Annotated in this window: 28 protein-coding genes; 22 read left to right on the forward strand and 6 right to left on the reverse strand. The window is 66.5% G+C overall.

Annotated features, from left to right (window positions below; all coding sequences use genetic code 11):
- Window positions 1-229: 229 nt before the first annotated feature.
- Window positions 230-1,312, reverse strand: a complete 1,083-nt coding sequence (locus tag M2428_RS19925) for a LacI family DNA-binding transcriptional regulator (RefSeq protein ID WP_277527704.1) — start codon at window positions 1,310-1,312, stop codon at window positions 230-232.
- A 206-nt stretch (window positions 1,313-1,518) separates the two neighbouring features.
- Between M2428_RS19925 and M2428_RS19930 the strand changes: the two genes are divergently transcribed.
- From M2428_RS19930 to M2428_RS19950, 5 genes are all read left to right on the forward strand, one after another.
- Window positions 1,519-2,364 carry an ABC transporter substrate-binding protein gene (locus tag M2428_RS19930; protein WP_277527740.1) on the forward strand — a complete coding sequence of 282 codons (846 nt, stop codon included), beginning with the start codon at window positions 1,519-1,521 and terminating at the stop codon, window positions 2,362-2,364.
- A gap of 119 nt (window positions 2,365-2,483) precedes the next feature.
- Complete coding sequence (locus M2428_RS19935) at window positions 2,484-3,272, forward strand: amino acid ABC transporter permease (protein ID WP_277527705.1); 789 nt, start codon at window positions 2,484-2,486, stop codon at window positions 3,270-3,272.
- Window positions 3,269-4,081 (forward strand): amino acid ABC transporter ATP-binding protein, encoded by an 813-nt coding sequence (locus M2428_RS19940; RefSeq protein WP_277527706.1) that lies wholly within the window; start codon window positions 3,269-3,271, stop codon window positions 4,079-4,081. The genes M2428_RS19935 and M2428_RS19940 overlap by 4 nt, the downstream gene beginning before the upstream one ends.
- Window positions 4,081-5,133, forward strand: a complete 1,053-nt coding sequence (locus M2428_RS19945) for a Gfo/Idh/MocA family oxidoreductase (RefSeq protein ID WP_277527707.1) — start codon at window positions 4,081-4,083, stop codon at window positions 5,131-5,133. The genes M2428_RS19940 and M2428_RS19945 overlap by 1 nt, the downstream gene beginning before the upstream one ends.
- Window positions 5,134-5,180: 47 nt before the next feature.
- Window positions 5,181-6,302: an FAD-binding oxidoreductase gene (locus tag M2428_RS19950; RefSeq protein ID WP_277527708.1), complete on the forward strand. Its 1,122-nt coding sequence runs from the start codon at window positions 5,181-5,183 to the stop codon at window positions 6,300-6,302.
- An 89-nt stretch (window positions 6,303-6,391) separates the two neighbouring features.
- Here M2428_RS19950 and M2428_RS19955 read toward each other — a convergent pair whose 3' ends face one another.
- Window positions 6,392-8,065 (reverse strand): helix-turn-helix domain-containing protein, encoded by a 1,674-nt coding sequence (locus M2428_RS19955; protein ID WP_277527709.1) that lies wholly within the window; start codon window positions 8,063-8,065, stop codon window positions 6,392-6,394.
- A 141-nt stretch (window positions 8,066-8,206) separates the two neighbouring features.
- On the opposite strand from M2428_RS19955, the gene M2428_RS19960 reads away from it, so the two are divergent.
- From M2428_RS19960 to M2428_RS19980, 5 genes are all read left to right on the forward strand, one after another.
- Entirely contained in the window at window positions 8,207-9,505 is a 1,299-nt protein-coding gene (locus tag M2428_RS19960; RefSeq protein WP_277527710.1) for an alpha-hydroxy acid oxidase, read from the forward strand.
- Window positions 9,505-10,464, forward strand: a complete 960-nt coding sequence (locus M2428_RS19965; RefSeq protein ID WP_277527711.1) for an ABC transporter substrate-binding protein — start codon at window positions 9,505-9,507, stop codon at window positions 10,462-10,464. Before M2428_RS19960 ends, M2428_RS19965 begins: the two co-directional genes overlap by 1 nt.
- Window positions 10,465-10,476: 12 nt before the next feature.
- A complete protein-coding gene (locus tag M2428_RS19970; protein WP_277527712.1) occupies window positions 10,477-11,427 on the forward strand; it encodes an amino acid ABC transporter permease in 951 nt (316 codons plus the stop codon).
- The gene (locus tag M2428_RS19975; protein ID WP_277527713.1) at window positions 11,424-12,188 is read left to right on the forward strand and encodes an amino acid ABC transporter ATP-binding protein; all 765 of its coding nucleotides are present in this window, start codon (window positions 11,424-11,426) and stop codon (window positions 12,186-12,188) included. The genes M2428_RS19970 and M2428_RS19975 overlap by 4 nt, the downstream gene beginning before the upstream one ends.
- 69 nt (window positions 12,189-12,257) lie before the next feature.
- Window positions 12,258-12,638, forward strand: coding sequence for a Rid family detoxifying hydrolase (locus M2428_RS19980; RefSeq protein ID WP_277527714.1), 381 nt, complete (start codon window positions 12,258-12,260; stop codon window positions 12,636-12,638).
- 127 nt (window positions 12,639-12,765) lie between these two features.
- Here the strand turns inward: M2428_RS19980 and M2428_RS19985 are convergent, their stop codons facing one another.
- The gene (locus M2428_RS19985; RefSeq protein WP_277527715.1) at window positions 12,766-13,356 is read right to left on the reverse strand and encodes a hypothetical protein; all 591 of its coding nucleotides are present in this window, start codon (window positions 13,354-13,356) and stop codon (window positions 12,766-12,768) included.
- 187 nt (window positions 13,357-13,543) lie between these two features.
- Between M2428_RS19985 and M2428_RS19990 the strand changes: the two genes are divergently transcribed.
- From M2428_RS19990 to M2428_RS20020, 7 genes are all read left to right on the forward strand, one after another.
- On the forward strand, window positions 13,544-13,915 hold the full coding sequence (locus M2428_RS19990; protein ID WP_277527716.1) for a metalloregulator ArsR/SmtB family transcription factor: 372 nt from the start codon (window positions 13,544-13,546) through the stop codon (window positions 13,913-13,915).
- Window positions 13,890-14,357, forward strand: coding sequence for an SRPBCC domain-containing protein (locus M2428_RS19995; protein WP_277527717.1), 468 nt, complete (start codon window positions 13,890-13,892; stop codon window positions 14,355-14,357). Before M2428_RS19990 ends, M2428_RS19995 begins: the two co-directional genes overlap by 26 nt.
- 125 nt (window positions 14,358-14,482) lie before the next feature.
- Window positions 14,483-14,893 carry a TOBE domain-containing protein gene (locus M2428_RS20000; protein ID WP_090583966.1) on the forward strand — a complete coding sequence of 137 codons (411 nt, stop codon included), beginning with the start codon at window positions 14,483-14,485 and terminating at the stop codon, window positions 14,891-14,893.
- Window positions 14,890-15,696, forward strand: coding sequence for a molybdate ABC transporter substrate-binding protein (gene modA / locus M2428_RS20005; RefSeq protein ID WP_277527718.1), 807 nt, complete (start codon window positions 14,890-14,892; stop codon window positions 15,694-15,696). The genes M2428_RS20000 and modA overlap by 4 nt, the downstream gene beginning before the upstream one ends.
- 8 nt (window positions 15,697-15,704) lie before the next feature.
- On the forward strand, window positions 15,705-16,526 hold the full coding sequence (locus M2428_RS20010; protein WP_277527719.1) for an ABC transporter permease: 822 nt from the start codon (window positions 15,705-15,707) through the stop codon (window positions 16,524-16,526).
- Entirely contained in the window at window positions 16,523-17,572 is a 1,050-nt protein-coding gene (locus tag M2428_RS20015) for an ABC transporter ATP-binding protein (protein WP_277527720.1), read from the forward strand. Before M2428_RS20010 ends, M2428_RS20015 begins: the two co-directional genes overlap by 4 nt.
- Before the next feature lie 154 nt (window positions 17,573-17,726).
- Complete coding sequence (locus M2428_RS20020) at window positions 17,727-18,158, forward strand: SRPBCC family protein (protein WP_277527721.1); 432 nt, start codon at window positions 17,727-17,729, stop codon at window positions 18,156-18,158.
- Between the two features lie 139 nt (window positions 18,159-18,297).
- Here the strand turns inward: M2428_RS20020 and M2428_RS20025 are convergent, their stop codons facing one another.
- Window positions 18,298-18,870 (reverse strand): MOSC domain-containing protein, encoded by a 573-nt coding sequence (locus tag M2428_RS20025; RefSeq protein ID WP_277527722.1) that lies wholly within the window; start codon window positions 18,868-18,870, stop codon window positions 18,298-18,300.
- 422 nt (window positions 18,871-19,292) lie between these two features.
- Here M2428_RS20025 and M2428_RS20030 point away from each other — a divergent pair, with 422 nt between their 5' ends.
- The 3 genes from M2428_RS20030 (at window position 19,293) to M2428_RS20040 (ending at window position 21,113) form a co-directional block, all read left to right on the forward strand.
- Complete coding sequence (locus M2428_RS20030) at window positions 19,293-19,724, forward strand: metalloregulator ArsR/SmtB family transcription factor (RefSeq protein WP_277527723.1); 432 nt, start codon at window positions 19,293-19,295, stop codon at window positions 19,722-19,724.
- Window positions 19,725-19,736: 12 nt separating this feature from the next.
- Window positions 19,737-20,234 carry an SRPBCC domain-containing protein gene (locus M2428_RS20035; protein WP_277527724.1) on the forward strand — a complete coding sequence of 166 codons (498 nt, stop codon included), beginning with the start codon at window positions 19,737-19,739 and terminating at the stop codon, window positions 20,232-20,234.
- Between the two features lie 90 nt (window positions 20,235-20,324).
- Window positions 20,325-21,113, forward strand: a complete 789-nt coding sequence (locus tag M2428_RS20040; RefSeq protein WP_277527725.1) for an alpha/beta fold hydrolase — start codon at window positions 20,325-20,327, stop codon at window positions 21,111-21,113.
- Between the two features lie 49 nt (window positions 21,114-21,162).
- Here the strand turns inward: M2428_RS20040 and M2428_RS20045 are convergent, their stop codons facing one another.
- Entirely contained in the window at window positions 21,163-21,873 is a 711-nt protein-coding gene (locus M2428_RS20045; protein WP_277527726.1) for a TetR/AcrR family transcriptional regulator C-terminal domain-containing protein, read from the reverse strand.
- A 132-nt stretch (window positions 21,874-22,005) separates the two neighbouring features.
- Between M2428_RS20045 and M2428_RS20050 the strand changes: the two genes are divergently transcribed.
- Window positions 22,006-22,722 carry a DUF2306 domain-containing protein gene (locus M2428_RS20050; protein WP_277527727.1) on the forward strand — a complete coding sequence of 239 codons (717 nt, stop codon included), beginning with the start codon at window positions 22,006-22,008 and terminating at the stop codon, window positions 22,720-22,722.
- A gap of 218 nt (window positions 22,723-22,940) precedes the next feature.
- Complete coding sequence (locus M2428_RS20055) at window positions 22,941-23,480, forward strand: DinB family protein (RefSeq protein WP_277527728.1); 540 nt, start codon at window positions 22,941-22,943, stop codon at window positions 23,478-23,480.
- Between the two features lie 209 nt (window positions 23,481-23,689).
- On the opposite strand, the gene M2428_RS20060 is transcribed toward M2428_RS20055, so the two are convergent.
- On the reverse strand, window positions 23,690-25,417 hold the full coding sequence (locus M2428_RS20060; protein ID WP_277527729.1) for a thiamine pyrophosphate-dependent enzyme: 1,728 nt from the start codon (window positions 25,415-25,417) through the stop codon (window positions 23,690-23,692).
- Window positions 25,418-25,550: the final 133 nt, after the last annotated feature.

Consider the following 25,550-nt stretch of genomic DNA (forward strand, 5'->3'; position numbering starts at 1 on the left):
TACCATGGGCCCCCCATGAGGGTTGCCCGATTCCAGCAGCCGGATCGGTCCGCCCACAGGGACCACGCTCCCTCCGCCATATTGCACTTACGTTCCGTGCACTAACGTTCCGTGCACTTCAGTGAATGAGTTCACTGAACCCCTCGGCCCGGCACCGCGCCAGAGAATTAAGCCCTGTTCTGTGACCGAGGGCGGCTCGCAGCGTCATCCGGGAACGGCAGCGGGCGGATCAGGTGTCTTCGCTGACCGCGCGCGGGGCCGCGACCGAGCCGCGGCGGATCAGCTCGGCCGTGAATACCGGTGTGGCCGCAGGGGCCTTCCGGCCTTCGATCTGCCGGATCAGGGCCGACGCGGCCGCGACGCCCATGTCGTACACGGGCTGCGCGATGACCGTAAGCGGGGGAGTGGTCAGGCGCGTCCAGGCGAAGTCGTCATACATGAGGAAGGAAACATCATCAGGAATCGAGAGGCCAAGCTCGTGGATCGCTTCGACCACGCTGAGACCGATTAACCCGTCGGAGGCGATGATCGCGGTCGCCGGGTCCGGGCGCTGCACCAGCTCTCGGGTGATCTTCTTGATTGACTCGTCGGCGCCGGCGTTGAGGCGGATCAGATCGACGGGCAGATCCAGCCCCGCCTCATCGAACGCGCGTTTCATGCCGTCGCGGCGGTCCGAAATCTGGGACGAGTCCAACTGCATGCCGTCGTGGTACGGCCCGGCTGTCTTGAGGGTGGAGACGAATGCGATCCTCCGGTGGCCGGTCTTGAGTAAATAGCTGGTGGATTCATGGGAGATGTCCTCCATGTCCACCGCCACGGTATCGACGTCGAGCCCTTGCGCCTTGCGGTCCAGAAGGACCAGTGGACGGCCGGATTCGTGAACGCGTCGTAAATGTTGCGTTTCCACGGAGGACGCCGGCGCCACGATCAGGCCGTCAACGCGCTTGTCGAGGAGCACCCTGACGGCGTCGATTTCAGCCTCGGTGTCCTCGTCCGTGTTGATAAGGATGACGTTGAAGCCACTGCGCTTGGCGGTGTCCGTAATGCCCCGTGTGGCCAGGCCGAAATGGGGGTTTTCGATGTCACCGACCACCACCCCGATGGTGTGCGATTTCCCCGTGTTCATGCTGCGGGCGAGCTCGTTGGGCCGGTACTCCAGTTCTTCGGCGGCAGCCAGCACCCGCTCACGCACGTCGTCGCTCACGGCACCGTAGTTGCCCAGGGCGCGGGCGGCCTGGGCCTTGGAAACTTGGGCGGCTTTTGCGACGTCGGCGACAGTGACATCGCGGCGCCGGGAAGCATCACTATTCATTACGGCCTTTCGTAGCGGACCCTTGACGCCTCATGTGGCTTCGATTACATTTCTAGCAATCGATGTGAGTCCGGTCTCAATCCTAGGCACTGAGACCGGACTCAGCAAGACACCCATCGACAAAGTCCCGCATCAATGGGGCCCACTGCCCGCCTGCCCCGCCCCTCACTCCCACGATTGGAAACGCTGTGAACACAGGAAACAAAATGCGCCCCGCGGCGCTCATCGCCGCTGCTGTTGCCGCGGTGCTGGCACTGTCCGGCTGCGGTGGTAGCTCATCCGCCTCATCCGCGCCGGCGGACAACCCCTACGGCCTGATCGAGGCCGGCACCATCCGCGTTGCCAGCCTGGGTGATTCGAAGCCCTATACCTTCGCCGACGCCCAGGGCAACTTCACCGGCTTCGACGTCGAACTCTTCAAAGACGTCGCCCACCGCGCCGGAGTCGACAAGGTCGTCTTCACCGGACAGGACTTCTCCGGCCTGCTCGCGGCCGTCTCTAACGGCCAGTTCGACGCCGGTGTTGCGGCGATCGGCATCACCGACAAGCGCAAGCAGACTGTTGACTTCTCCGACGGCTACCTGGCCGGTTACCTGACCGTCATCACCAAGCCGACGTCGGGCATCTCCAGCGCCGACGGGCTCGGCGGGAAGCGCCTCGGCGTCGTGCAGGGAACATTGCAGGAGGCCTACGCTGTCAAGAACTTCACCTCCGCGAACCTGGTGCGCTTCCCGGACAACAACACCGCAATCTCCGCGGTGAACAGCGGATCTGTCGATGCTCACTTCCTGGACTACGAGGCCGCGAAGGCCTATCAGGACCAGTTCGGACTGGTCAGCGCCGCGGACATCCCGTCATTCGATGCTCCCGCCGGCTTCGCCCTGGCAAAGGGGAAGACCGCCTTCAAGGATGCCCTCAACAAGGGCCTGGCCGCAGCCATGGAGGACGGCACCTGGAAGAAGCTGTACCAGAAGTGGTTCCCGGGATCCCCGATGCCCGAGCAGTACCTGCCGAAGGCCGAGCAGACGGCAAGCCCGACGCCCAGCAAGTAAACGGCCCCGCAAGCACCGTAAGGCACACGTCCGGCACCTGCCCGACTGCCACATGACCGGGCGGGCCGCACCGCGCGGCCCGTCCGGGATCCACAAGCTACCTACGTCTGAGAGCAACCATGGACTGGTTAAGCACCATCACCCGCACTTTCTTCGACTTCGGCGCAATGGCCGAGGTCCTGCCCCAGCTTCTGGGAGTCGGTCTCCTCAACACCCTCATCATCTCCATTGCAGCAACGATTATCGGCGTTGCCCTCGGCATGGTGGTCGCGGTGATGGGGATATCCCCTTCGCGATGGCTCCGCGTCCCGGCCCGGATCTACACAGACCTATTCCGAGGACTCCCGGCCATCCTCACCATCCTGCTGATTGGCCAGGGCTTCGCCCGCTTTAGCCAGTCGATCTTCGGCCCCTCGCCCTACCCCTTGGGGATCATCGCCCTGAGCCTGATCGCCAGCGCCTACATCGGCGAAATCTTCCGCGCCGGTATCCAGAGCGTCGACAAAGGCCAAGGTGAGGCCTGCCGCGCACTGGGCATGAGTTACGCCAAGTCCATGGCGCTGGTGGTGGTCCCGCAGGGTGTCCGCCGCGTCCTGCCGGCGCTGGTGAACCAGTTCATCGCGATCGTCAAGGATTCCTCGCTGGTCTACTTCCTGGGCCTGCTGGTCAGCGAACGGGAACTCTTCCGCGTGGGCCAGGACGCCGCAGTCCTCTCCGGCAACCTCTCGCCCCTGGTCATGGCCGGCATCTTCTACCTGGCGATCACGGTTCCCCTGACCCACCTGGTCAACTATTTCGACAACCGCTTCCGCACCGGCCGGCGCCGCCCCGCGGCGCCCAGCAGCGGGCTAAAAGAAGTCAAAGAACTCGACGCGGCCTCACCGCTGACCACCGGGAGCAACACATGAGCCTCGCAAGCAACACCGCAAGCGCCAGCGCCAGCGCCAGCGCCAGCAACACCAACAACACAGCTCCGGACATCGTGACCTTCCACGGCTCCAGCCTGGAACTGAAAAACCTGACCATGGCCTACGGCGACATCGAGGTGCTGCGCAATGTCAGCCTCAGCGTCGCCCCAGGCACCACCACCTGCATCATCGGGCCCTCGGGCTCCGGCAAGTCAACCCTCCTTCGCGGCGTCAACCGTCTACACGAACCCAAGAGCGGGGATGTGGTCCTCGCCGGCGAGAGCGCACTGGCGGTCAAACCGGACACCCTGCGCAGCCGTATCGGCATGGTGTTCCAGCACTTCAACCTCTTTCCCGACCACACGGCCCTCGAGAACGTGGCCCTGGCACTCTGGAGCGTCAAGGGAATGCCCAAGGCCGAAGCCAGGGAACGCGCCCGGCGCCGCCTCGCCGAGGTAGGCCTTGCCGAACGCGCCGACCACCGGCCCAGGGATCTCTCCGGCGGACAGCAGCAGCGCGTGGCGATCGCCCGTGCCCTGGCCATGGAACCGGAGGTCATGCTCTTCGACGAGGCCACCAGCGCACTGGATCCGGAACTGGTCAAGGGCGTGCTGAACCTTATGGCAGGCCTGGGTCGGCGCGGCATGACCATGCTGGTGGTCACCCATGAGATGGGATTCGCCCGCAGAGTCGCCGACCAGGTGGTCTTCATGGACGAAGGCGAAGTTGTCGAGTCCGGCACGCCTGCAGACCTCTTCGACAACCCTCAAAGCGAACGCCTCCAGCGCTTCCTCTCGGAAGTGCTCTGATGGAGACCCTGAAGGGAAACACCGCAGCGGCACCGATCCGCACCGCCGTCGTCGGGTTCGGGATCTCGGGCAAGGTCTTCCATACACCGCTGATTGCGGCCGATCCCGACTACTCGCTGGACGTTATTGTCACGGCGGATCCGGACCGCCTCGCCGAGGCGGCGAAGCTCTACCCTCACGCCCGGATCGTCCCGACGCCGGAGGCACTGTTCGCCCTCGCCGGGGACCTGGACCTCGTGGTCCTCGGTACGCCGCCGGCGACGCATTTCGACTTGGCGGCGACAGCCATCGCCCACGGCCTGCACGTGGTGGTGGACAAGCCGTTCGTCACCACATCCGCACAGGGCAAGGAGCTCATCTCCCGGGCCTCGGACGCCGGCGTGCAGCTCACGGTTTTCCAGAACCGGCGCTGGGATGCCGACTTCCTGACGCTTCAGAAGCTTGTCCGGGAAGGAGCGCTCGGCGAGGTCCGCAGCTTCGAATCGCGCTTTGAATGGTGGCGGCCGGAAGGCTTCGGGAACTGGCGGGACACCGCCGCTCTGGCCGACGGCGGCGGCATCCTCAACGACCTCGGCGCCCACCTGATCGACCAGGCCATCCAGCTCTTCGGCCCGGTAGCGGACAGCTACGGGGAGACCGCCAACCACGGACATCCAGACGGCGCCGACACTGAGGCTTTCGTGTCCCTGCTCCACGAATCCGGGGTCCGGTCACGGTTGTGGATGAACGGCAAGGCAGCGCAGGTCGGGGCCCGGTTCCATGTCCTCGGCTCCCAAGCCGGCTACACGAAGTGGGGCCTGGACGGCCAGGAACCGGCCCTCGCCGCCGGCATGACGCCGTCGGATCCCGCCTACGGCATCGATCCCCAAACCCATTGGGGGACCTTGGGTATCGACGGAGACCAGCAGCCCATCGCACCTGTTCCCGGTGCCTATCCGCTGTTCTATGCCGAGCTCGCGACTGCCCTCCGTGGCGAGGGCCCGCTTCCGGTAACTGCCTCGGAGTCCCTGGACGTCCTGAAGGTCATCGAAGAAATCCACGCCCTCGCCTGAATTCCGCTCCGCGCGTGCCCCATCAATTCCTGAGAAAGAGAGTTCATATGTCCTCCGCTGTTTCCGCCAAGCGCGTCGCCGTCATCGGCGGCGGTATCCTCGGCGTCTCCACCGCCGTTCACCTGCTCCGCGACGGCGCCTCGGTTGTGCTGCTGACCGAACGCGGCCTGGCCAGCGAAGCCACCGGCCGGTCCCTGTCGTGGCTGAACTCCGCCGGAGAACGCTCCACCCCGTACCACCAGCTGCGGGTTGCGGGCGTGGACCGCTACCGCACCCTTTTTGCCGCCGACCCGGGCAGGGATTGGCTGCAGTTCGGCGGGGGCCTCATGTGGAACTCCGCCGGAGAAGCTTCAGCCACCGAAGCCCGCCACCAGTATGAGAAATCAATCGGCTACGACTCCAAGCTCCTGGCACCGGAAGGGATTTCCGGAACGACCCCCGGCATCGATCCGGGCGCCGTGCCGGAGAAGGCCATCTTCAATCCCGGTGAGGGCTGGGTCAGCCTGCCCGACTTGGTGGACTTCCTGATGGAGGAATTCCACGCCTTGGGCGGCGAACTCGTACTCAACGCCGGCAAGGCGTCCGTTACTGTCGACGGCGGCCGGGCAACTGGCGTTGAGACGGCCGCAGGCGAAACCTACGAGGCAGATGCTGTCCTTGTGGCCTGCGGTGCCGCAACGCCCGCCGTCGTCGCACCTCTCGGCGTCGATATCCCAAACGGTTCCCCGGTCTCCATGCTGGTGCTGACCAAACCCGTGGACCACGGGCTGAAGGCCGTGCTGAACACCCCGCGGGCCGCCGTCCGGCCCAACCCCGGCGGCACCCTGGCCCTGGACCACGACTGGTATGAAGGGCACATTACCGAACACGCCGATGGCTCCTTCAGCATCCCCGATGATGTGGTCCAGGAACTCGCCGATGAAGCATCCAAGCTGATCGCCGGAAATCCCGAGGTCAAGCCGGCCTCCTGGAAGATCGGCTACAAGCCCATCCCTGGCGACGGCGAGCCGGTCCTCGGAGAACTCGGCCAGGTGCCCGGCTGCTTCGTGGCCTTCACACACTCGGGCGCCACGCTCGGCCTCATCGCAGGCGAACTTCTCGCGGGCGAGATCATGACCGGCACGAAGCACCCGATGCTGGCCACCTTCCGGCCGGGACGATTCTCGTAGCCAGAGCCAAAGTGGCCGCAGGGCAGACGGAGGCCGGTGTTCACCGGCGCCCGTCTGCCCTGGCTCTCTATCTGGCGCTGTCCTTTTTCCTACTCCGGCGCCGTCGGTGCAGCCTTGGGAGCCAGGTCCATGGTGGTCAGGCGCAGCCAGAGCCAGAGCCTCTGCTGCGGGTCGCCCAGATCGAGGTCAAAGTCCTTGGCCAGGCGCCCCACCCGGTAGCGGACAGTGTTGTTGTGCACGTGGAGTCGTGCGGCCATCGCGGAAATATTTCCGTTCGACGTCAGGTAGGCCCGCAGGGTCTCCAGATAGTCGGTCTGCTGGTCGGCGTCGCGGGCCTGGATCCTGGCGATGTCGTCGAAGTCCGCAAGCCCGTTGTCCTCGATGAATGCCCCGACTTTCAAGAGGTTCAGCGGGATCCGGTGGTCCTCGAAAAGCCCGGCAGCAGAGCCGCCAGTATCGCCCGGAACTGCCGTGTGCCGGTGGAGCAGATACTGCTGCGTTTGCAGCGCTTCAGCCCTGGAGCGGGGCAGGTCTTCCAAGCGGGGTGCGATGCCGCCGACGGCGGCGATGATCGGGTAGGAGCTGATCGTGTGGGCGTACGCCCCGATCTCCTGGGCTACGCGCCGGTGCACGGCCCTGGGGCTGGTTCCCCCGCAGGGCAGAAGGGCGTAGACCACCGAGCCAATGAGGGCGGTGTGGCTCGTCTTGAACTGGATGTTGCAAACCGTTGTGACCAGGTGCAGCAGCCGGTGAATTTCACGCACCGACTCCAGGCTCCCGGATTCGGGGCGGTTGATTGAAAAGGCCGCGACCGCGAGCCCTGGGGTGGCTTCGAGCCCGAGCTGGGCGGCGGCAAAGGACGCGTGGACGGTGTCGTCCATCAGCGTTCGAATCAAGTCCCCGTTCCGGCGTTCGCCAAAATCGGACGCCGAACGGGCATGGAGCATGTGGAGCCCTGCCAGCGGCGCCATCCTGTTGAGCGCCTCCAGGGCTGTCTGCCGCTTGTCGTCGCCGGGATCGATGATCCAGATCGAGCCGAGCAGTTCACCGCCGGCCCTCACGGCGAGGGCCAGGCGGGCCATCTCATCATCTGCTGCGGGGATCAGCACCGCACTCCCGGACGCATAGACGATCTTGAAATCCGCGTCGAAGGCAGGCGGTGTGATCTCCTGCAGGGAAAGCGTGGTGACGCGCCGCAAATCGTCGATGGGCTGGCCCGGCAGGGTCGAATAGCCAAGCACCCGTCCGAGCGGGTCAACGATGCTCGCCGCGCCGCTGGTGATGGACGCGGCAGCGTTGGCGAAGGCGTAGAGATCCCCGAGCCGGACCCCTGAGACGGAATCCACGGCCGCGCCCATAACGGACGCCCGGGCCAGTGCCACCAGCCGCGTCCAATCAGCGTTGTCCGGTGCGACCAGGACCGCGAGGCTGTGGCGGACCGCGGCGGACCGCAGCTGCTCCAGGGACGCCCCGTGCGCCTTGACGATCACTGCGGCCGCGTTGCTGTTGGACGCCCGGTGCAGCAGCTGGTCAAAATCCGGCGAGCCGCAGCTCAGCCCGACGGCCAGGATGATCCGGTCCTCGATGCTCGTCCATTCGTCCAGCGGGTCATACATGAGGACGTCCGAGACGGCATGCGCGAGATTCTCCGGCGCGGGATTGGCATGCACCAGATCGGCCTGCATGAGCTGGATGCAGTCCGACAACCGCACCGCCGCGGCGTTCTGGTCGAGCTCAGAAACAGCCTGTTCCCCTGCATCCATATGTGGACGATATCACAGGCCAACGTCGATTCTTTTGGAGGAATCAACATGTAGGCGGGATGAGATCTTCGTCACCATTGAGGGACGCAGTTGACCGAAGATTCCACGCAGGACATACACGCAAGACATAAAGGACGCGAAATGAGAATCAAAGACATCAAGTCACTGGCGGCGGTCCAAGGGCCGGCCCGGACAGTGGCGGAGCGGCTGTCGCGGAGGTGCTACAGCGTTGAGGACATGCGGAAACTGGCTGCCAAGCGCCTTCCCGGCAGCGTGTTCGACTACATCGAGGGCGGCGGCGAGGACGAGGTTTCCCTGCAGCGCAACCGGTCGTCCTTTGATGACTGGACCTTCCTTCCGAAGTGGGGATCGGTGGAGCACCTGGACCTCAGCTCCACCATCCTGGGCGGCCGGGTTGCGATGCCGCTGACGCTGTCCCCCACCGGCGGCACCAGGTTGTTCCACCCCGACGGCGAGACGGCCGTGGCCCGCGCGGCCCTCGACGCCGGCGTCCCCTACGGGCTGGCACACCTGAGCACCACCACCATGGAGCACGTCAGCGCCGCAGCCCCCGGGCTGCGGCGATGGTTCAACCTCGAGCCCACGGCGGACAAGGGCCTCCTGCAGGCTGTTCTGGACCGGGTCTCGAACGCCGGGTACGAGGCGCTTGTGGTCAACGTCGACTGCCGTGCCATTGGCCACCGGGAACGCGACTACCGCAATGGATTCACGGCCCCGCCGTCAATCAAGCCCAAGACCGTCATCGAAGGGGCGCTGCACCCCCGCTGGGCCCTAGGCTTCCTGGCCAACGACGCGATCGCCTTCCCGAACCTGGACGCGGAAATTCCCGACGGCCCGCTCTCCAGCACCCCCGATATGTGGCGGACGCTGCTGGCGGGATCCTATGAGCCGACGGATTGGGACGACATCCGGGATCTGAGGGAGCGGTGGAACGGTCCCATCATTCTCAAAGGTATGGTCAACCCCAGGGACGCCGTCCTGGCAGCCGACATCGGCATCGACGCCATCCAGGTCAGCAACCACGGTGGCCGGCAGCTGGACCACATGGCCTCGGCCCTGGACGTACTGCCCGAAATCGTCGAGGCGACGGCCGGCCGGGTTGAAATCATCGTCGACGGCGGCATTCGCCGCGGATCCGACGTCGTCAAGGCCCTTGCCCTCGGCGCCGACGCGTGCTCGATCGGCCGCCCTTACCTGTATGGGCTTGCCGCCGCCAGCCAGGCAGGCGTTGCCCATGTCCTGAAGCTGCTGGCGGCGGAAATGACGCGCACCATGATGCTGCTCGGAGTATCCACCATCCAGGAGCTGCGCGACGAGGGCCGGGACCTGATTCGGCACCGCAGCGAGGCTTTCGCCCGCACCCTTCCCCCCGAAATTCCCCCGGCCCAGCTGGCCTACTCCGATCTGAGGACCCCCTGATGAAGACCCCCGCAGCACCCGCTTGCGTGAAGCGCATTCAACGCGGCATCCCCGCCGTCATGGCCACTGCGGGACTACTCCTGGCGGCCACCGCCTGCGCGCCAAGCACCGCCACCTCACAGTCGACACAGTCGACGCCGTCGGGAGACTCCGCAGGGTCCGGCGCCGGGGTTCCTGCCCTCGCGGTCAACGATGCCGCGGCAGCGTTGCTCCCGGAATCGATCAAATCCACGAAGGTACTGCGCGTCGCCATTCCCACCAACGAGCCCCCGACACAGTTCTACCGTGCGGGAACCCAGGACATGACCGGGACCAACCCGGACATCGCCCGCCTCCTCGGCCAGGCCCTGGGCGTGAAGGTGGAGATCCAGGTGGCCAATTTCGACTCCATCATCCCGGGGATTGCCGCGGGCCGGTACGACATAACCGTCTCCTCAATGACCCCCACGGAAAAGCGGATGGAGGTCCTGGACTTCGTCGACTACATGCAAATGGGCAACTCCATTGCCGTGGCCCAGGGGAACCCGCAGGGGATCGCCGACCAGCACGCCCTGTGCGGGAAGAAGGTGGGCCTCCTGACCGGGTCTTACCAGCTCACGGTCAACGTCCCCGAGTACGACAAAGCCTGCACCGCGGGCGGTAAGGAAACGATCCAGAGAAGCGAGTTCCAGGACACGCGGCAGGCCATTTCGGCCCTGAGCAGCGGGCGGCTGGACGCCGTACTGGCGGATTCACCGATCCTGAACTTCGCCGCCACCCAGAACCCCCAGATCGAGATCGCCTCAAAATATGACTTCACACCGGTCGGTGTGGGCATGCCCAAGGACTCCGGCCTGGTCAAAGCCGTCTCCGCTGCGCTCTCCGGAGTCATCCAGACTGACTCCTACCTCAAGGTCCTCGGGAAGTACGGCCTTGAGTCCAGCGCGATCGCCGACGCCCGCGTCAATTTCGCCCAATAGGAGGTGACAACCGTGCAGCAACAACATTCCCTCCCCGCCACCCGCCAGGTCACGCCGGCGGCGCCGGGCGAATCCATCCCGGTGGTGCCGCTCCGGCACCCGCTCCGGCTCGCGATCGCCGTCGTCCTCATCCTGGTCGCGCTCAGCGCCGCCTGGGACGTGGCGGTGAACCAGCGGTACCACTGGGACGTCGTCGTCTCCTATCTCTTCGCCCCGCAGATCATGGCCGGAGCCGGGCTGACCGTCCTCCTGACCGTGGTGTCCATGAGCGTCGGCATCGCGCTGGGCACGGTCCTGGCGGTCATGCGGCTCTCGGCAAACCCGATCGTGAGCACCATCAGCCGGGGCTATATCTGGTTCTTCCGCGGCACACCGCTGCTGGTGCAGCTGATCTTTTGGTTCAACATTGCCGCCCTGTATCCGGTGATCGCATTCGGTCTTCCCCTCGGCGGACCCTCCCTGGTCCTGGGATCGGCCAATGTGCTCATCACGCCCCTTGGCGCCGCGCTGCTGGGACTGTCCCTGAACGAGGCCGCCTACATGGCCGAGATCATCCGCGGCGGCATCGGTTCGGTGGACAAGGGCCAGTACGACGCCGCCCGGGGCCTGGGGATGAACAGCAGCCAGCTCATGCGCCGGGTCATTCTTCCCCAGGCGATGCGTGTGGTCCTCCCGCCAACCGGCAACCAGGTCATTTCCATGCTCAAGGGCACGGCCCTGGTCAGCGTCCTGGCGATCTCGGACCTGCTGTATTCGGCCCAGATTATCTACTCCAACAACTACCAAACCATCCCGCTGCTTATTGTCGCCAGCCTCTGGTACCTGCTGATGACAACCATCCTGAGCTTCTTCCAAACCAAACTTGAACGGCGCTATGGCCGCGGCTTCGACGCAGCGCCGCGACGGAACTTCCGTTCAAAGACCCGTTCAATGACCCGGTCAAAGACAAGGACAATACGATGAACACCGCCATGGTGGAAGCCCAGGGCGTCCGCAAGAGCTTCGGCTCAACGGAAATCCTCAAGGGCATTGATCTCAGGGTCGAACGCGGCTCGGTGACCTGCCTGATCGGCCCGTCCGGTTCCGGAAAAACGACCTTCCTGCGCTGCATCAACCACCTGGAAAAGGTCGACGCCGGACGCCTGTACGTGGACGAACAGCTGGTCGGCTACGCCGAGCGCAACGGACGGCTCTACGAGATGAAAGAACGGCAGACGGCACGCTCGCGACGGACCGCAGGAATGGTGTTCCAACGCTTCAACCTGTTCCCGCACATGACCGTGCTGGAGAACATCGTGGAAGCGCCCGTTCATGTCCTGGGCCGTCCCCGGAGCGAGGTCACCGCCGAGGCACAGACCCTGCTGGACCGCGTCGGACTCGGCGACAGGGGGCACTCCTACCCCCAGGAGCTCTCCGGCGGGCAGCAGCAGCGGATCGCGATTGCGCGCGCACTGGCCATGAAACCCCGGCTCATGCTCTTCGACGAACCAACATCGGCGCTCGATCCGGAGCTGGTGGGCGAGGTGCTCGACGTCATGAAGTCCCTGGCCGAGGCCGGGATGACCATGGTGGTGGTGACGCACGAGCTCGGCTTCGCCCGTCAGGTCAGCGACCAGGTGGTCTTCATGGACCAGGGAGTCGTGGTCGAAAGCGGGGCCCCGGCCGATGTACTGGGCAACCCGCAGCACGAACGCACACAGGCCTTTCTCTCAAAGGTCCTCTAGAACAACAGCCATCGACCATCAGCAATTCGGGCCGGCCAGCAGGCCGGCCGCCTGAAAGGACACAGCTCCATGCCGCGACAGCAGATCAGCACCGACCTCGCGCCCAGCCCGGCGGGCCCCTATTCCCAGGCCATCGCCGCCAACGGGTTCCTCTACGCTGCCGGCCAGACGCCGCACCACCCGGACACCGGCGAAACCGTCGGCACCACCATTGAAGAACAGACCGCGCAGACCATGAAGAACCTGGCCGCCGTCCTTGGCGGGCACGGCCTGGACTTCTCCCACGTGATCAAGGCAACCGTGCATCTGCACCACCCGGGACGGGACTTTGACGGGTTCAACGCCATCTACGCAGCGTTCATCGAGGCTCCCTACCCTGCGCGAACCACGGTGGGATCGTTTCTGGGGGACTTCCTGGTCGAGATCGACGTCGTCGCGGCCATTCCCTAACGGCCTCCGGGAACTCGCTGAAGAGTGATCGCTCTGCCATGGCCGGGAGTGTCCGTTGAACTGTGGATCCACAGTTCAACGGATACTCCCGGCGTTTGTGAGCGCATTCAGCGGGCTGGGACCGGGCTCAGTGGGTGGGACTGGGGCTGGCGGAGGGGCTGGACGAGGACGGACTGGTCTCGGGTGTGCCCGGCGAAGCTGTGCTCCCGGGTTGTGTGGTTGATGGGGAGCCGGGCGCCGCGGGCATGTAGGACTGATATTCGGGCAGCGTGGAGTCGAGGACCGGGAGTTGTACATCGGCGGACGTGCCTGTGGCGTCTTCGCTGACGCGGACCGTGACCATGGAGCCGGGGGGTCCCGCCGTGGGGTCCAGCATCATGGCCGGCGGTTGGGCCAGGGAGGTGTACCCGTTGGCCTTGACCGGAATCGATACCTTCGGCCCTGTTGCCCCTGTTATGGTGACGATCGCGTCCGTTGAGGACGTGTTGAAGACGGTTCCGATGATCCGGCCGGGCTGGTCCGCGCCGTGGGAAAGGATGAGCATGTCCGTCAGCTTCATCGCACCGACCACCGTATTGATCCCGTTGGTCGCCGGCGTGATCTTCGTGGTTTCTGCTGGATTGTCGTAGGAGCAGCTGGCCCCAGCGAGAAGAACCACACCTATCGAGAGAGCGGCGGCCGCATACCTTATCCCTGCCAGCAAGGTTGTAGTGGCCACAGCCGGCTCCTCTCGGCAGAACGTTGACTGGATACCCCCGATTATGGGCCGGGTCCGCGCCGAAATCGAGAGACTGTGTGCATGAAGGCGGGAGCAGAAATCCCTTGACGCGCGGGCGGTCGCAGGAGCATATTTAACACATCGGTTAATTAGCGGGAGTGTTAAATACGAAGGGCGCGCAACCCAGATGCCAACGGATCGGCTCAGCCTGATCTTCTCGGCACTCGCCGACCCTACCCGCAGGGCCATCCTGGCCCGGCTGGCTGAGGGCGAGGCCACCGTGAATGAGCTGGCCGAGCCCTTCGACATCAGCCTCCCTGCGGTCTCCCGCCACCTCAAGGTGCTGGAAGCCGCCGGGTTGATCACCCGGAGCCGGAACGCGCAGTGGCGCTCCTCGAAGCTCGAGGCCGCACCGCTGCGCGAGGTTGCCGAATACATGGAAGAGTACAGGCGCTTCTGGGATGCCAGCTTCAGTCGTCTCGATGCGCATTTGCGGAAGATCCAGCAAGTTCCCAAGAATCAGGAGCCAGGCAATGAGCACGCAGCAGAACACCCATGAGTCCCACATCCTCACTATGACCAGGGAGTTCGATGCTCCCTGCGAACTGGTCTTCGACGCCTTTACCGATCCGGACCAGCTCGCCGCTTGGTTCGGCCCCGTAGGGGTGGACTCGCCCCGGGACCGGATCGTGGTGGAGCCCCGTGTCGGGGGCGCGTGGCAGCTGGTCATGGTCTGGGAGGAGGCCGGCGTCGCCAAGGAGGGGCCAATCGACGCCGTGATCTCCGTCTACGACCCGCCGTCGCTCCTGGTGGCCACCCAGCGGGCGGAGCCCGACGCCGGCATCCCCGTCCGGACCGAAATGCGGCTGGAGTTCGAGGACCTGGGCGGCCGGACCCGGCTGCACCTCACCCAAGGCCCCTTCGGGAGCGCCGAATTTGTGGACATGACGCGCGACGGCTGGGGCACCTCGTTCACCAAGCTCGACACGGTCCTGGCCTAGACGCAGCGCCTCAGCGAGGGCAGGGCGACTCCCGCCAGACCGCGGATGACACTCAGAGGGGAGTTTGTTTACTGATTTGAGGATCACAGTGCCCATATTTTCCGCAAATAGGAGATTATGGAGCTATGCCGAAAATTCGCGTATCAGAAGCAGCACGTTTTCTCGGGGTCAGTGACGACACCGTCCGGCGCTGGACCGAGAACGGGATCCTCACCCCGGTGAAGGACGACTCCGGGCGGCTGGCCGTGGACGGTCTGGAGCTTGCCCATCTCGCCCGCGACCAGGCCCAGCTTCCCGAGGACCCCACCCGGGTGGGGTCCTCGGCCCGCAACCGGTTCGTCGGCCTGGTCACGGGCATCACCGCGGACAAAGTCATGGCCCAGGTTGAGTTGCAGTGCGGTCCCTTCCGGGTTGTGTCCTTGATGAGCAGCGAAGCCGTCCGGGAACTGGGCCTGGAACTCGGATCTGTCGCCACCGCCGTGGTCAAGGCCACCACGGTCATCATCGAAACGCCCCACGGAAAGAGCGTCATATGAGCACGCCCCGCAAACTCGCCACCGCGCTGCTGGTCGCCGGCGTCCTGACCGCGGCCCTGGCAGGCTGCGCCTCCGGGGCGCCCGGCGCAACAGGAACCGCCTCGACCGGCGGCGAGACCCCCAAACTTTCTCGAACGATCACCGTCTTCGCCGCGGCCTCGCTGAAATCGACCTTCACCCAGCTGGCCAGCGACTTCGAAGCCAAGCACCCCGGCACCAAGATCACCCTGAACTTCGCAGGGTCCTCGGACCTGGTCACCCAGATCACCCAGGGCGCCCCGGCCGACGTCTTCGCCTCCGCCGACGCCGAGAACATGGACAAGCTGACCGACGCGAAACTGACCCACGGTGCCCCGGCCAACTTCGCCACGAACGTCCTGGAGATCGCGGTCCCGCCGTCCAACCCGGCGTCGATCAGCACCTTCGCGGACCTGGCCAGGCCGGGCGTGAAGGTGGTGGTCTGCGCACCCCAGGTTCCCTGCGGCACCGCGACCGAAACGGTCGAAAATGCCACCGGCACCACCTTGGCACCGGTCAGCGAGGAATCCTCGGTCACCGATGTCCTAGGCAAGGTCACCTCCGGTGAGGCCGACGCCGGGCTGGTCTATGTCACGGACGTCAAGACCGCCGGCGACAAGGTTAAGGGCATTCCCTTCGCCGAGTCGGACCAGGCTGTAAACACCTACCCGATCGCCGCCGTCGGCACGAGCAAGAACAAGGAGCTGGCCGCTGCCTTCATCGCCACGGTCACCGGCAGCGAGGGCAAGAAAGTCCTGAGCGACGCCGGCTTCGGCACCCCGTAGAGGGCCGCATGAATCGACGCAGCGGCACCGGGTACACCGGCATCCCGCCATGGATCTACGCCATCGCGGCGGCAGGGGCAGTCTTCGTCCTGCTGCCGCTGGTGGCCATGGTGGCCAAGGTCAACTGGCCGCAGTTCATCCCGCTGATCACCTCCGAATCTTCACTGACTGCCCTCGGCCTGAGCCTGCGCACCTCGGCAGCGAGCACCGCCGCCTGCATCGTCCTCGGTGTGCCGCTGGCACTCGTCCTTGCCCGGAGCCCGTTCCCGGGCCAGCGGCTGCTGAGGGCCTTCGTCCTGCTGCCCCTGGTCCTGCCTCCCGTGGTGGGCGGCATCGCCCTGCTCTACACCTTCGGACGCCAGGGACTCCTGGGCAGAAGCCTCGAATTGGCCGGCATCCAGATCGCCTTCTCCACCACCGCCGTCGTCCTCGCCCAGACGTTCGTCGCCCTGCCGTTCCTGGTGGTCAGCCTCGAAGGCGCGCTGCGCACCGCGGGCAACAAATACGAGGCGGTCGCCGCGACGCTCGGGGCACGCCCGAGCACTGTGCTGCGCCGTGTGACCATCCCGCTCGTGCTGCCCGGTCTGGCCTCCGGCGCCGTGTTGTCATTCGCCCGCAGCCTGGGCGAATTTGGCGCAACCCTGACCTTCGCCGGCAGCCTGCAGGGCGTCACCCGCACCCTCCCGTTGGAGATCTATTTGCAACGCGAAACCGACGCCGACGCCGCCGTCGCGCTCTCCCTCCTGCTGGTCGCCGTGGCGGTCGCCGTCGTCGGACTCTCCTACCGGCGCCCGCGCGTCGAAGCAGCACCGGAAGGGGTATTCCGGTGACCTTTGAGCTGGACGCAACGCTCGCGGCGCGGGGCTTCGAGGTCTCCCTCAGCCTCGGGCCGGCCGAGACCATCGCCATCCTCGGCCCGAACGGTGCCGGGAAATCGACCCTGCTCTCGATCATCTCCGGGCTGCTGCGCCCCGATTCGGGCAAGGCCGTGCTGGGCGGCAGGGTCCTGTTCGACCTGGCGGCTGACAAGAACATTTGGCGGGCACCGCACACCAGGGGCACGGCGCTCCTGGCCCAGGAAGCCCTCCTCTTCCCCCACCTCAGCGCCCTGGACAACGTCGCGTTCGGGCCCCGCAGCGCCGGCGCGTCCAGCGCCGCGGCCCGCGAAACGGGCATGCACTGGCTCACCGAAGTCGACGCCGGGGACCTCGCCTCGCGGCGTCCCGGGCAGCTCTCCGGCGGCCAGGCCCAGCGCGTGGCCGTGGCCCGCGCCCTCGCCGCCAACCCCGAGCTGCTGCTGCTCGACGAACCCATGGCCGCCCTCGACATCCATGCGGCCCCGCTGCTCCGCCGGCTCCTCAAGCGCGTCCTCGCCGGCCGCAGGGCCATCATCATCACCCACGACATCCTGGACGCCCTGATGCTGGCGGACCGGGTGATCGTCCTCGAGGACGGCCGGATCAGCGAGGCAGGACCCACCCGCGACGTCCTCGAAAAGCCACGCAGCCGGTTCGCCGCGGGCCTCGCCGGGCTGAACCTGGTGGCCGGCACGGTCAGCGACGCCGGCGTCACCACCGACCAGGGGATGGTGGTCGCGGGCCACCACGACGGCACCGTCGCTCCAGGGCAGGACGGCGTGGCGGTGTTTCCGCCCTCGGCCGTGTCCGTGTTCCTCACCGAAGAGCACGGCAGTCCGCGGAACTCATTTCCGGTGAGAATCACGGACCTCGAGCCGCACGGTGACCAGATCCGCGTCCATGCCGGCGGCCTCTCGGCTGACATCACCCCGGCCGCGTCAGCCGACCTTGGCCTCACCCCCGGCATGACCGTCTACTTCGTCATCAAGGCCGCCGCCATCGCCATCTACCCGGCGTAAGCAGCGGCAGGGGAGCGGGCCGGGAGCGGCACAATGGGTATCGCGGCGGCGGGACCGGCTTACGGACGTTTCGGTCAGCGGAGTAGTCTCGGTGCCGGGCGCTGCCGGCGCTGACCGATTCCGGGAGAAGCCGATTCTGGCAGAAGGGAAAGCTATGACTGGGAAATATGTAGCGACGTCGACCATCACCATCGAGGCGCCCGCAGGACGCGTATGGTCCGTACTCACCGACCCTGCCGCCATCAAGGAGTTCATGTTCGGCACCGATGTCGTGACCGACTGGACCGTCGGCGGCCCCATCGTGTGGCGCGGCGTTTGGGACGGCAAGACGTACGAGGACAGGGGCAGCGTCCTGGAGGTCGAACCCGGCCGACGGCTGGTCGTCACGCACTTCAGCCCGCTGAGCGGCCAGGAGGATGTGCCCGAAAACTACCACACGCTCACCTGGACGCTCGAGGACCAGTCCGGTACGACAGATTTCACGCTCTCGCAGGACAACAATGCAAGTGCCGAGGATGTCGAGCACTCGAAGGGCATGTGGGACAGCCTCGTGAAGAGCGTGAAAGCAATCGCCGAACGGCAATAGTCAGAGCGGGAAGAATCCGGGCGGGAATAGCCCAGGCTCGAATAGCCCGGGCGGGAATAGCCAGTTCGGGCGCCGGTGACTACTGCTGCCGCGCGTGTCGGCTGCTGCAGCGAGTGTCGGCCACAGCAGCGGGTGTTGGCTAGGGCAGCCGCGACGGGCGCAGCAGTGTGGGGATGCCTGCCTGTCCCGGGTCGAGCGGCACGGGGCTGACCAGCACGGCCGGCCCGCGGCTCAGCAGGCCGTCCGAGAGCGGCTGGCAGCGCACGCCTCCCCGTCCGCGCATGGCGGCGTGCGCGCCAGGAGCCAGCATCCGGTCCATCCAGGCGCAGGGATGGGCAGGCCGTCCGGCCCGGAGCCGGACCACGTCTCCCCTTGATTCGAGCGCGAAGTCCTGGCCGAGCAGGGGAGCGAGGTGCGCGCCTCTAAGGACCACATTGCGCCGGGTCAGGAGCGCGTCGAAGGGCCCGACTCCCAGCTCCTCGGCCATCGCTTCAAGGGCCTCTATTGAGAGCAGGGTGACGGCGGCGTCCATGTGGGCGGCCTTGCCGAAGAACCGGTCGCCGACGATTCCCTTGCCGGCCACCAGCTCCACCCGGTCCGCGTCTGTGGTGGGGACTTGGGCTGCACCATCGCGTGCGCGGCCGAAGTACGCGTGTGCCGGGGACACGAGGAGGTGCAGGACCTCGACGTCGTACCTGTAGCTTGCCATCATGCCCTAAAACTATCCTTCATCGACGGGTCGGGGCACCCCGAGGGTCGCGGGCCGGCGGCGGTGGCGGGGCCGAGGGCATGGCGTGGCGCGGCGGCGTGCCGCGAAGTCGCCGGAACCCTGCGAGGTCGCCGGAACCCCGCGAGGTCGCCGGAACCTTCCGGCGAACTCAGCCGTGGGCCCTGGCGCGCATGGGCCGGCGGGGCGAAGGGCATGGCGTGGCGCGGCGCGGGCGGCGTGCGCCACCATCCGCGAAGTCGCCGGAACTCTGCGAGGTCGCCGGAACCTTCCGGCGAGCCGGCGACTTTCCGGCGAACTCAGCCGTGGGCCCTGGCGCGCATGGGCCGGCGGGGCGAACTCGCCGGCGCAGCGGGCCTCAAGACACCCATTGACACCCCCAAACGGCCGGACTATTCTACAACCAAATGGTTGTAGATCAGCTCCGGGCCCAGCTTAGCGACGAAGAACTTGACCGCCTGTTCCAGGCGCTCGCCGATACGACCCGCCGGGACATCGTGCGACGCGTGACTCTCGGCGAGTACTCGGTCTCCGGGCTCGCTGCCCTCTACGCCATGAGTTTCGCGGCCGTCCAGAAGCATGTGGCGGTGCTGGAGCGCGCTTCCCTTGTCTCCAAGGAGAGGCGGGGAAGGGAGCAGATTGTGCGGGCCAATCACGACGGACTGCAGCGGGCCCGCCGGTTGCTCGACGAGTACGAGGTCATCTGGCGGCAGCGGGCCGACCGGATCGCAGACCTGCTCGCCGAAACAGCCACCACAGAACCTGACAAGACGGAGACAGGCAAAAAGGACACCAGGAACACGCAAAGCAACAAAACTGAAGGAAAAACTGAAGGATAGGAAGGGTTCGTCATGACGGTTATCAGTTCAGTCAAGAATCTTGAGGCGCTGAGCCTCACCGTGGTCGCCGAGTTCGACGCCGGAGTCGGGCGCGTCTGGCAAATCTGGGAAGACCCGCGCCTGCTCGAGCGCTGGTGGGGGCCTCCCACATGGCCGGCCACCTTCGAGAAGCACGAGTTTGTCCCCGGCGGCGCGGCCAGCTACTTCATGACGGGGCCCGAGGGGGAGAAAGCCCGGGGCTGGTGGCGGTTCACGGCCATTGACGCGCCGCACCGCCTTGAGTTCGACGACGGCTTCGCGGATGACAACGGCGACCCCGTGGCGGACATGGGCACCATCCACGGTGTTGTGACTCTGGAGCCAATCGGCGACCGCACCCGAATGACCATCTTGTCCACCTTCGAGGCGGAGGAACAGATGGAGAAGATTGTCGCCATGGGCATGGAAGAGGGCATGAAGGAGGCGCTGGGCCAGGTCGACGCGATCCTCGCCGAGTCCGTCAACGCCTGACCTGCGACGCAAGCGGACGACGGCGGGAATCTCCCGCCGTCGTTCGCAAAGCCCCTGTTCAGCCCGGCCCGCGCGGCGGTAACATGCCCTGTGGCATTCACTCACGGTTACGCGGCGAACGGCGACCTCCGCATGTACTACGAGGTCCATGGCCACGCGCTGGCCGACCAGCCGCCGCTGCTCCTGATCCCCGGTGGAGGCTCCACCATCGAGACCAGCTTCGCTGGGCTCATCCCGGCGCTGCTGGCCGAGAGCCGCCAGGTGATCGCCGTCGACGAGGAAGGCCACGGCCGGACTGCGGCCACCGGCCGGCCGCTCACCGCCGAAGACTCGGCCGAGGACGTCAAAGCCGTACTGGATGAGCTCAACGTAAAGTCCGTGGATGTGCTCGGGTTCAGCGCCGGAGGCCACACCGCGCTGGCGCTGGCCATGCGGCATCCGGCGTACGTGCGGTGCCTCATCGCCGCTTCCACCTTTGTCAGCCGCGACGCTGTGGCCGACGGGTTCTGGGACGGGATGGCGAAGGCCACGCTCGATGACATGCCGGAGGCGTACAAGGACGCCGACCGCCGGCTCAGCCCGGAGCCCGGGCACCTCGAGCGAATGTTCGAGCTGGACCGCCAGCGGATCCTGACCTTCCCCGGCTGGCCGGACGACGACCTGCGCCGCATCACGGCCCGCACCCTGGTGCTGAGCGCAGACCGCGACGTCGTCAGTGCGGAACACGCCGTCCGCATGTCCCAAGTCATTCCAGGGGCGCGCCTGATGATCGTGCCCGGCAGCCACGGCGACTACCTCGGCGAGCAGGCCGCCAGCGGCGGCGACCTGCGGGCCATGCGGACCGCTGTCCCGTACCTGCTGCGGTTCCTGGAGGACTAGCGGCAGCTAGGACCGTGCCGGCGTCGGAGCCTTTGCCGGGCAGGGGTTTTTACGGATTAGAGGTCCAGTGCTGGCGGTGAAGCCGCTCAAAGCCGTCCAGGAGCAGATCGAGGGCGAACTCGAACTCGAACTGGTCATCGCACCCCTGTCCCACCGCAGAGTCTTTGTGCGCGGAGGCGGTGGCGACTTTCAGGATGTTCGGATACCGCTCGGCCATCTCCCGGAACATGGCGGCCTGCGCCTCGGGCGGAAGAGCCGCTGGCGCCTCCGCGTCTCCGCCGGCGGAGTCGTCGAACAGCTCCTGGGTGAACCCCCACATGCGGCTGCCGAGGGCATGCATGACGTGGTGGGTCAGGTCCACGGAGAAGCCGCCGGCCAGGAACATGCCGATGAACGAGTCCATGTAGCCAAGGACGGCCGGTGTCTTGTTGGTGCGCGACTCCAATACCTGTCGGCCCCACGGGTGCATCAGGAGTGCCCGCCGCGCCGAGAGCACCCTCAGACGGACGGCGTTCTTCCAGCCGACATCGCGGACGGGAGGATCGATCTCGCTGACAAGGGCGTCCACCATGCCGTCGAGGAGTTCCTCCTTGTTGGCCACGTGCTTGTAGAGCGCCATCGGCACGACGCCGAGTTCCTGCGCCAGCCGGCGCATGCTCAGCGCCTCGATCCCCACCTCATCGGCCAGCGCGACGGCGGCAGTTAGGACGCGGTCACGGCTCAACGGGATCCGGCGAGTGCGCTCCGCTTGCTGGGTCATCCGACCACCTTTCCCTTACGGCTTCCCTGTTGACAAGTGTACGCCGTACACCTAGCGTGGTCGCATCAGGTGTACGCCGTACACCACGGCCCATGTACTACCGCCGTCAGATCTTCCCAGCCAAGGACCGCCGTGACTACTCAAGCCAGCAGCGCCCCCGTGCCCCGTGTCCGCCGCCGCCCGCAGTGGCCCGTGCCCGCCGGATTGATCCTTCTCAGCCTCATCCCGGTGATCGCGGGCGCGGCGCGGCTGACGGAACTGACCGGAGGCGCCGTCGTCACTGCCCAGAACGCCCGATTCTTCGCCTCGCCCGTCCCTGTGGTGACGCACATTCTCAGCGTCACCATCTACAGCCTGCTCGGGGCGTTCCAATTCCTCCCTGCACTGCGGGGACGCCGCGGCTGGCACCGGGTGGCTGGCCGCATCCTGGCGCCGGCAGGCCTGCTGGCCGCCCTGTCCGGTTTGTGGATGACCCTCTTTTATCCGCTGCCGCCCGGCGACGGGCCCGCGCTTTTCGTCCTGCGGCTCGTCTTCGGCTCGGCCATGGCAGCGAGCATCGTCCTGGGAGTCGCCGCGATTGTGCGCCGGGACTTTGTGCAGCACGGCGCGTGGATGACACGGGGCTACGCGATCGGCGTCGCCGCGGGAACGCAGGCGCTGACGGGTCTGCCGTGGATACTGCTGGTGGGGCCGCCCGACGAGCCGACCCGGGCAGTGCTCCTGGGGGCGGCCTGGGCGATCAACGTTGCGGTGGCCGAGTACGTCATCCGCCGTCGCGCCATGTGGTCGGTGCGGGTGCCGCGGTCTTCCGGGCGGACGGCCGCGACGGGTGCTGTCACGCCGGGCTAGGATGCCGCCGTCGAAGTCGCCCACGCCGGCCGTCGCCCACGCACGCCCGCCGTCGCCCACGCCCGCCGTCGAAGTCGCCGGAAGGGTGCCGGCTCGCCGTAATGTTCCGGCGAAGCGGAGAGTTTCCGGCGAGTTCGAGGCTGGGGGGCCGGCGGGGCCGGCGGACTGCACCGGCGCGGCACAAGGCCGCCGGATGCCGCGCCGCTAGACTCACGCGCATGACAATTGTTGACGAGCAGGGCCGCCCGGAACCTCCCCTTGCAGGCGACGAAGCCGCGACCCTCCTGGGCTTCCTGGACTTTCAGCGGGCCACGCTGGCGTGGAAGTGCGCCGGACTGGACGCCGCCGGCTTCGGGGCCACTACCGCTGCCTCATCGATGACGCTGGGCGGGCTGCTGAAGCACATGGCTTACGTGGAGAGCGCTTGGTTTTCCCATTCCCTGCACGCGAGGGACCGGGAGGCCCCGTTCGACACCGTGGATTGGAAGGCCAACCCGGACTGGGAATGGCATTCCGCCGCCGGGGACACTCCGGACCAGCTGCGCACCCTGTGGCAGGACGCGGTGGATCGGTCCCAGATCCGCGTCGCGGAAGCCCTGGCCGGCGGCGGCCTGGACCAGTTGGCCAGGCGCCCGTGGCAAGACGGTTCGGCACCGAGCCTGCGCTGGATCCTGTGCCACATGATCGAGGAGTATGCCCGGCACAACGGCCACGCCGACCTCCTCCGCGAAGCCCTAGACGGCGAGACGGGGGAATAGGCGGCGAGACGGGGGAGTAGCCGCGGGACGGGTCGACGCTTGCGGCTGCCGGTGCGGTCCTCACGTCCGACGGCGTGTGGTCGCCCGTCTAAGCACCCCGCCAACCACCCGTTGCTCCCACCAGTTGACTTTGGGCGCCGAATGGCGACTAGGACTGATAGCGCAACCCGGTATTACTAGGTCCCGGCCGCGATCTAGTCAGGCGCAATCTAGTAGGCCCTGACCCGCTGTTCGACGACGAGGTGGACGAGGGCGAACACACCGTCCTGGTCAATGGCGGCCAGGGCATCCTCCAGGGCGGCCGGCACGTCCTTGTCCTCGGTGACCTTGATGCCGAATCCGCCGAACGCCCGGGCCATCATGCCGAAGTCGGGGTTCTTCAGCTGGGTCCCCGACACCCGGGACGGGTAGTGGCGTTCCTGGTGGGTGCGGATGGTGCCGTACTCCTGGTTGTCCATCACGATGATGAGCGGCGTGGCTCCGTACTGGGCGGCCGTGGCGAGCTCCTGCCCGTTCATCAAGAATTCCCCGTCGCCGGCGATGGTGACCACCCGCCGCTCCGGACTGGCCAGCGAGGCGGCGATCGCCGAGGGCACCGAGTACCCCATGGAGCCGTTCCGGGCGCTGATCATCGAGGCGTAGCGCCGGGTGGGGAAGTACCGGTGCGCCCAGTTAGTGTGCTCGCCCGCCCCGAACGTCACCAGGGCATCCTCGGGCAGCAGCGGGACGAGGTTCGCCATCAGGGTGTCCATCTTCGCGGGCCCGTCGCCGGGTGTCGACGGCGGCAGGCTGGCGAAGGACTGTTGCTCGGCGCGCATCCGGGCCGTCCACGCCTTCCATTCCTCCTTGATCGGCAAGTCGATGTCGACCAGATCCCGGACGAAAGCCTCCGGTTTGGCCAGAATCTGGCGGGAGACCGGGCCGGAGCGGCCACGCAGCGAGGGATCGATGCTGACCAGGAAGTTCTTCTTGTTCCAGTCTTGCCGGCAGACAAAGCCGTCAGTGATCACGTCCCCTGGGAACGTCCCGACGAAAACGAGCAGATCGGTTTCCTCCAGGAGATCGTAGGTGGGGCGGGGCCGGCCGTAGCCGATCGGTCCCACATAGCTGGGGGAGTCGAAGGAGACGGTCCCCTGCGTGCGCCATTCCGCCGCGGCCGGAATATGGTGCTTCTCGAGCCACCGGGTGAGCTCCACGGCTGCTTCCTGGGTCCAGTCGTTCCCGCCGGTGACAAAGAGCGGCTTCCTGGCCTGTGCCAGGGCTTCGGCGAGAGCGCCAGCGTCCGTCCTGCTCATCCCGCCCCCGGCCACCGGGATGGGCGGGTGCAGGGCCGGATCAATCTGTGCGCGGATGATGTCCTCCGGCAGGCCCACTACCACTGGGCCGGGACGGCCACTCATGGCCGCGAACATTGCCTCCGCGACAATCTCGGAGGCCCGCTCTGGGTGGTCGAGGACCATCACACGTTTGGCGCCCGTGTCGAACCACGCCTTGATGTCGAACTCCTGGAACGCCTCGCGGTCCCGGTGCGCAAACGGAATCAGTCCAACAAAGAGCAGCATCGGAGTGGAGTCCTGCCAGGCGGTGTGCAGGCCCACGTGGGCGTTCGCTGCCCCGGGTCCCCGCGTGACCATGGCGACGCCGGGACGCTGGTTCAGCTTGCCGTCGGCCTCGGCCATGTACGCGGCGCCGCCCTCGTGCCGGCAGACCACGGTCTCGATGTCCGAGCCGTGCAGCCCGTCGAGGACGTCCAGGAAGCTTTCCCCCGGAACAACAAAGGTGCGTTCCACCCCGTGCGCCATGAGCGAATCAACAATCACGTGGCCGGCGGACTTGAGGGCGCTGCTGCCGTTAAAGTTGTCCAAGATGGCCGCTGGGGCCGTCTGCAGGGGTTTGGTGGTGTCGCCTTCAACTGGGTGCGTGTCGGTTGCGGTCATGGTGGATGCAGACTCCGTTTTCATCATTACTTGTCTTCTTGGGTTGGGTTTGCGGGCATGGCATGTCCACTGAATCCAGCGGAACGGTTGGTGGTGCCTAGTCTGTTTCCGGTCCGGTACAGAAGAAGCAGCC

This window comes from Arthrobacter sp. ES3-54 (genome assembly GCF_029504395.1).
Taxonomy (GTDB): domain Bacteria; phylum Actinomycetota; class Actinomycetes; order Actinomycetales; family Micrococcaceae; genus Arthrobacter.

What these genes read in the sequence shown, in the direction of transcription:
- M2428_RS19925 (WP_277527704.1), bottom strand. Translation starts at nt 1,312, where the DNA reads ATGAATAGTGATGCTTCCCGGCGCCGCGATGTCACTGTCGCCGACGTC.
- M2428_RS19930 (WP_277527740.1), top strand. Translation starts at nt 1,519, where the DNA reads ATGCGCCCCGCGGCGCTCATCGCCGCTGCTGTTGCCGCGGTGCTGGCA.
- M2428_RS19935 (WP_277527705.1), top strand. Translation starts at nt 2,484, where the DNA reads ATGGACTGGTTAAGCACCATCACCCGCACTTTCTTCGACTTCGGCGCA.
- M2428_RS19940 (WP_277527706.1), top strand. Translation starts at nt 3,269, where the DNA reads ATGAGCCTCGCAAGCAACACCGCAAGCGCCAGCGCCAGCGCCAGCGCC.
- M2428_RS19945 (WP_277527707.1), top strand. Translation starts at nt 4,081, where the DNA reads ATGGAGACCCTGAAGGGAAACACCGCAGCGGCACCGATCCGCACCGCC.
- M2428_RS19950 (WP_277527708.1), top strand. Translation starts at nt 5,181, where the DNA reads ATGTCCTCCGCTGTTTCCGCCAAGCGCGTCGCCGTCATCGGCGGCGGT.
- M2428_RS19955 (WP_277527709.1), bottom strand. Translation starts at nt 8,065, where the DNA reads ATGGATGCAGGGGAACAGGCTGTTTCTGAGCTCGACCAGAACGCCGCG.
- M2428_RS19960 (WP_277527710.1), top strand. Translation starts at nt 8,207, where the DNA reads ATGAGAATCAAAGACATCAAGTCACTGGCGGCGGTCCAAGGGCCGGCC.
- M2428_RS19965 (WP_277527711.1), top strand. Translation starts at nt 9,505, where the DNA reads ATGAAGACCCCCGCAGCACCCGCTTGCGTGAAGCGCATTCAACGCGGC.
- M2428_RS19975 (WP_277527713.1), top strand. Translation starts at nt 11,424, where the DNA reads ATGAACACCGCCATGGTGGAAGCCCAGGGCGTCCGCAAGAGCTTCGGC.
- M2428_RS19980 (WP_277527714.1), top strand. Translation starts at nt 12,258, where the DNA reads ATGCCGCGACAGCAGATCAGCACCGACCTCGCGCCCAGCCCGGCGGGC.
- M2428_RS19990 (WP_277527716.1), top strand. Translation starts at nt 13,544, where the DNA reads ATGCCAACGGATCGGCTCAGCCTGATCTTCTCGGCACTCGCCGACCCT.
- M2428_RS19995 (WP_277527717.1), top strand. Translation starts at nt 13,890, where the DNA reads ATGAGCACGCAGCAGAACACCCATGAGTCCCACATCCTCACTATGACC.
- M2428_RS20000 (WP_090583966.1), top strand. Translation starts at nt 14,483, where the DNA reads ATGCCGAAAATTCGCGTATCAGAAGCAGCACGTTTTCTCGGGGTCAGT.
- modA (WP_277527718.1), top strand. Translation starts at nt 14,890, where the DNA reads ATGAGCACGCCCCGCAAACTCGCCACCGCGCTGCTGGTCGCCGGCGTC.
- M2428_RS20010 (WP_277527719.1), top strand. Translation starts at nt 15,705, where the DNA reads ATGAATCGACGCAGCGGCACCGGGTACACCGGCATCCCGCCATGGATC.
- M2428_RS20020 (WP_277527721.1), top strand. Translation starts at nt 17,727, where the DNA reads ATGACTGGGAAATATGTAGCGACGTCGACCATCACCATCGAGGCGCCC.
- M2428_RS20025 (WP_277527722.1), bottom strand. Translation starts at nt 18,870, where the DNA reads ATGATGGCAAGCTACAGGTACGACGTCGAGGTCCTGCACCTCCTCGTG.
- M2428_RS20030 (WP_277527723.1), top strand. Translation starts at nt 19,293, where the DNA reads ATGGTTGTAGATCAGCTCCGGGCCCAGCTTAGCGACGAAGAACTTGAC.
- M2428_RS20035 (WP_277527724.1), top strand. Translation starts at nt 19,737, where the DNA reads ATGACGGTTATCAGTTCAGTCAAGAATCTTGAGGCGCTGAGCCTCACC.
- M2428_RS20045 (WP_277527726.1), bottom strand. Translation starts at nt 21,873, where the DNA reads ATGACCCAGCAAGCGGAGCGCACTCGCCGGATCCCGTTGAGCCGTGAC.
- M2428_RS20055 (WP_277527728.1), top strand. Translation starts at nt 22,941, where the DNA reads ATGACAATTGTTGACGAGCAGGGCCGCCCGGAACCTCCCCTTGCAGGC.
- M2428_RS20060 (WP_277527729.1), bottom strand. Translation starts at nt 25,417, where the DNA reads ATGACCGCAACCGACACGCACCCAGTTGAAGGCGACACCACCAAACCC.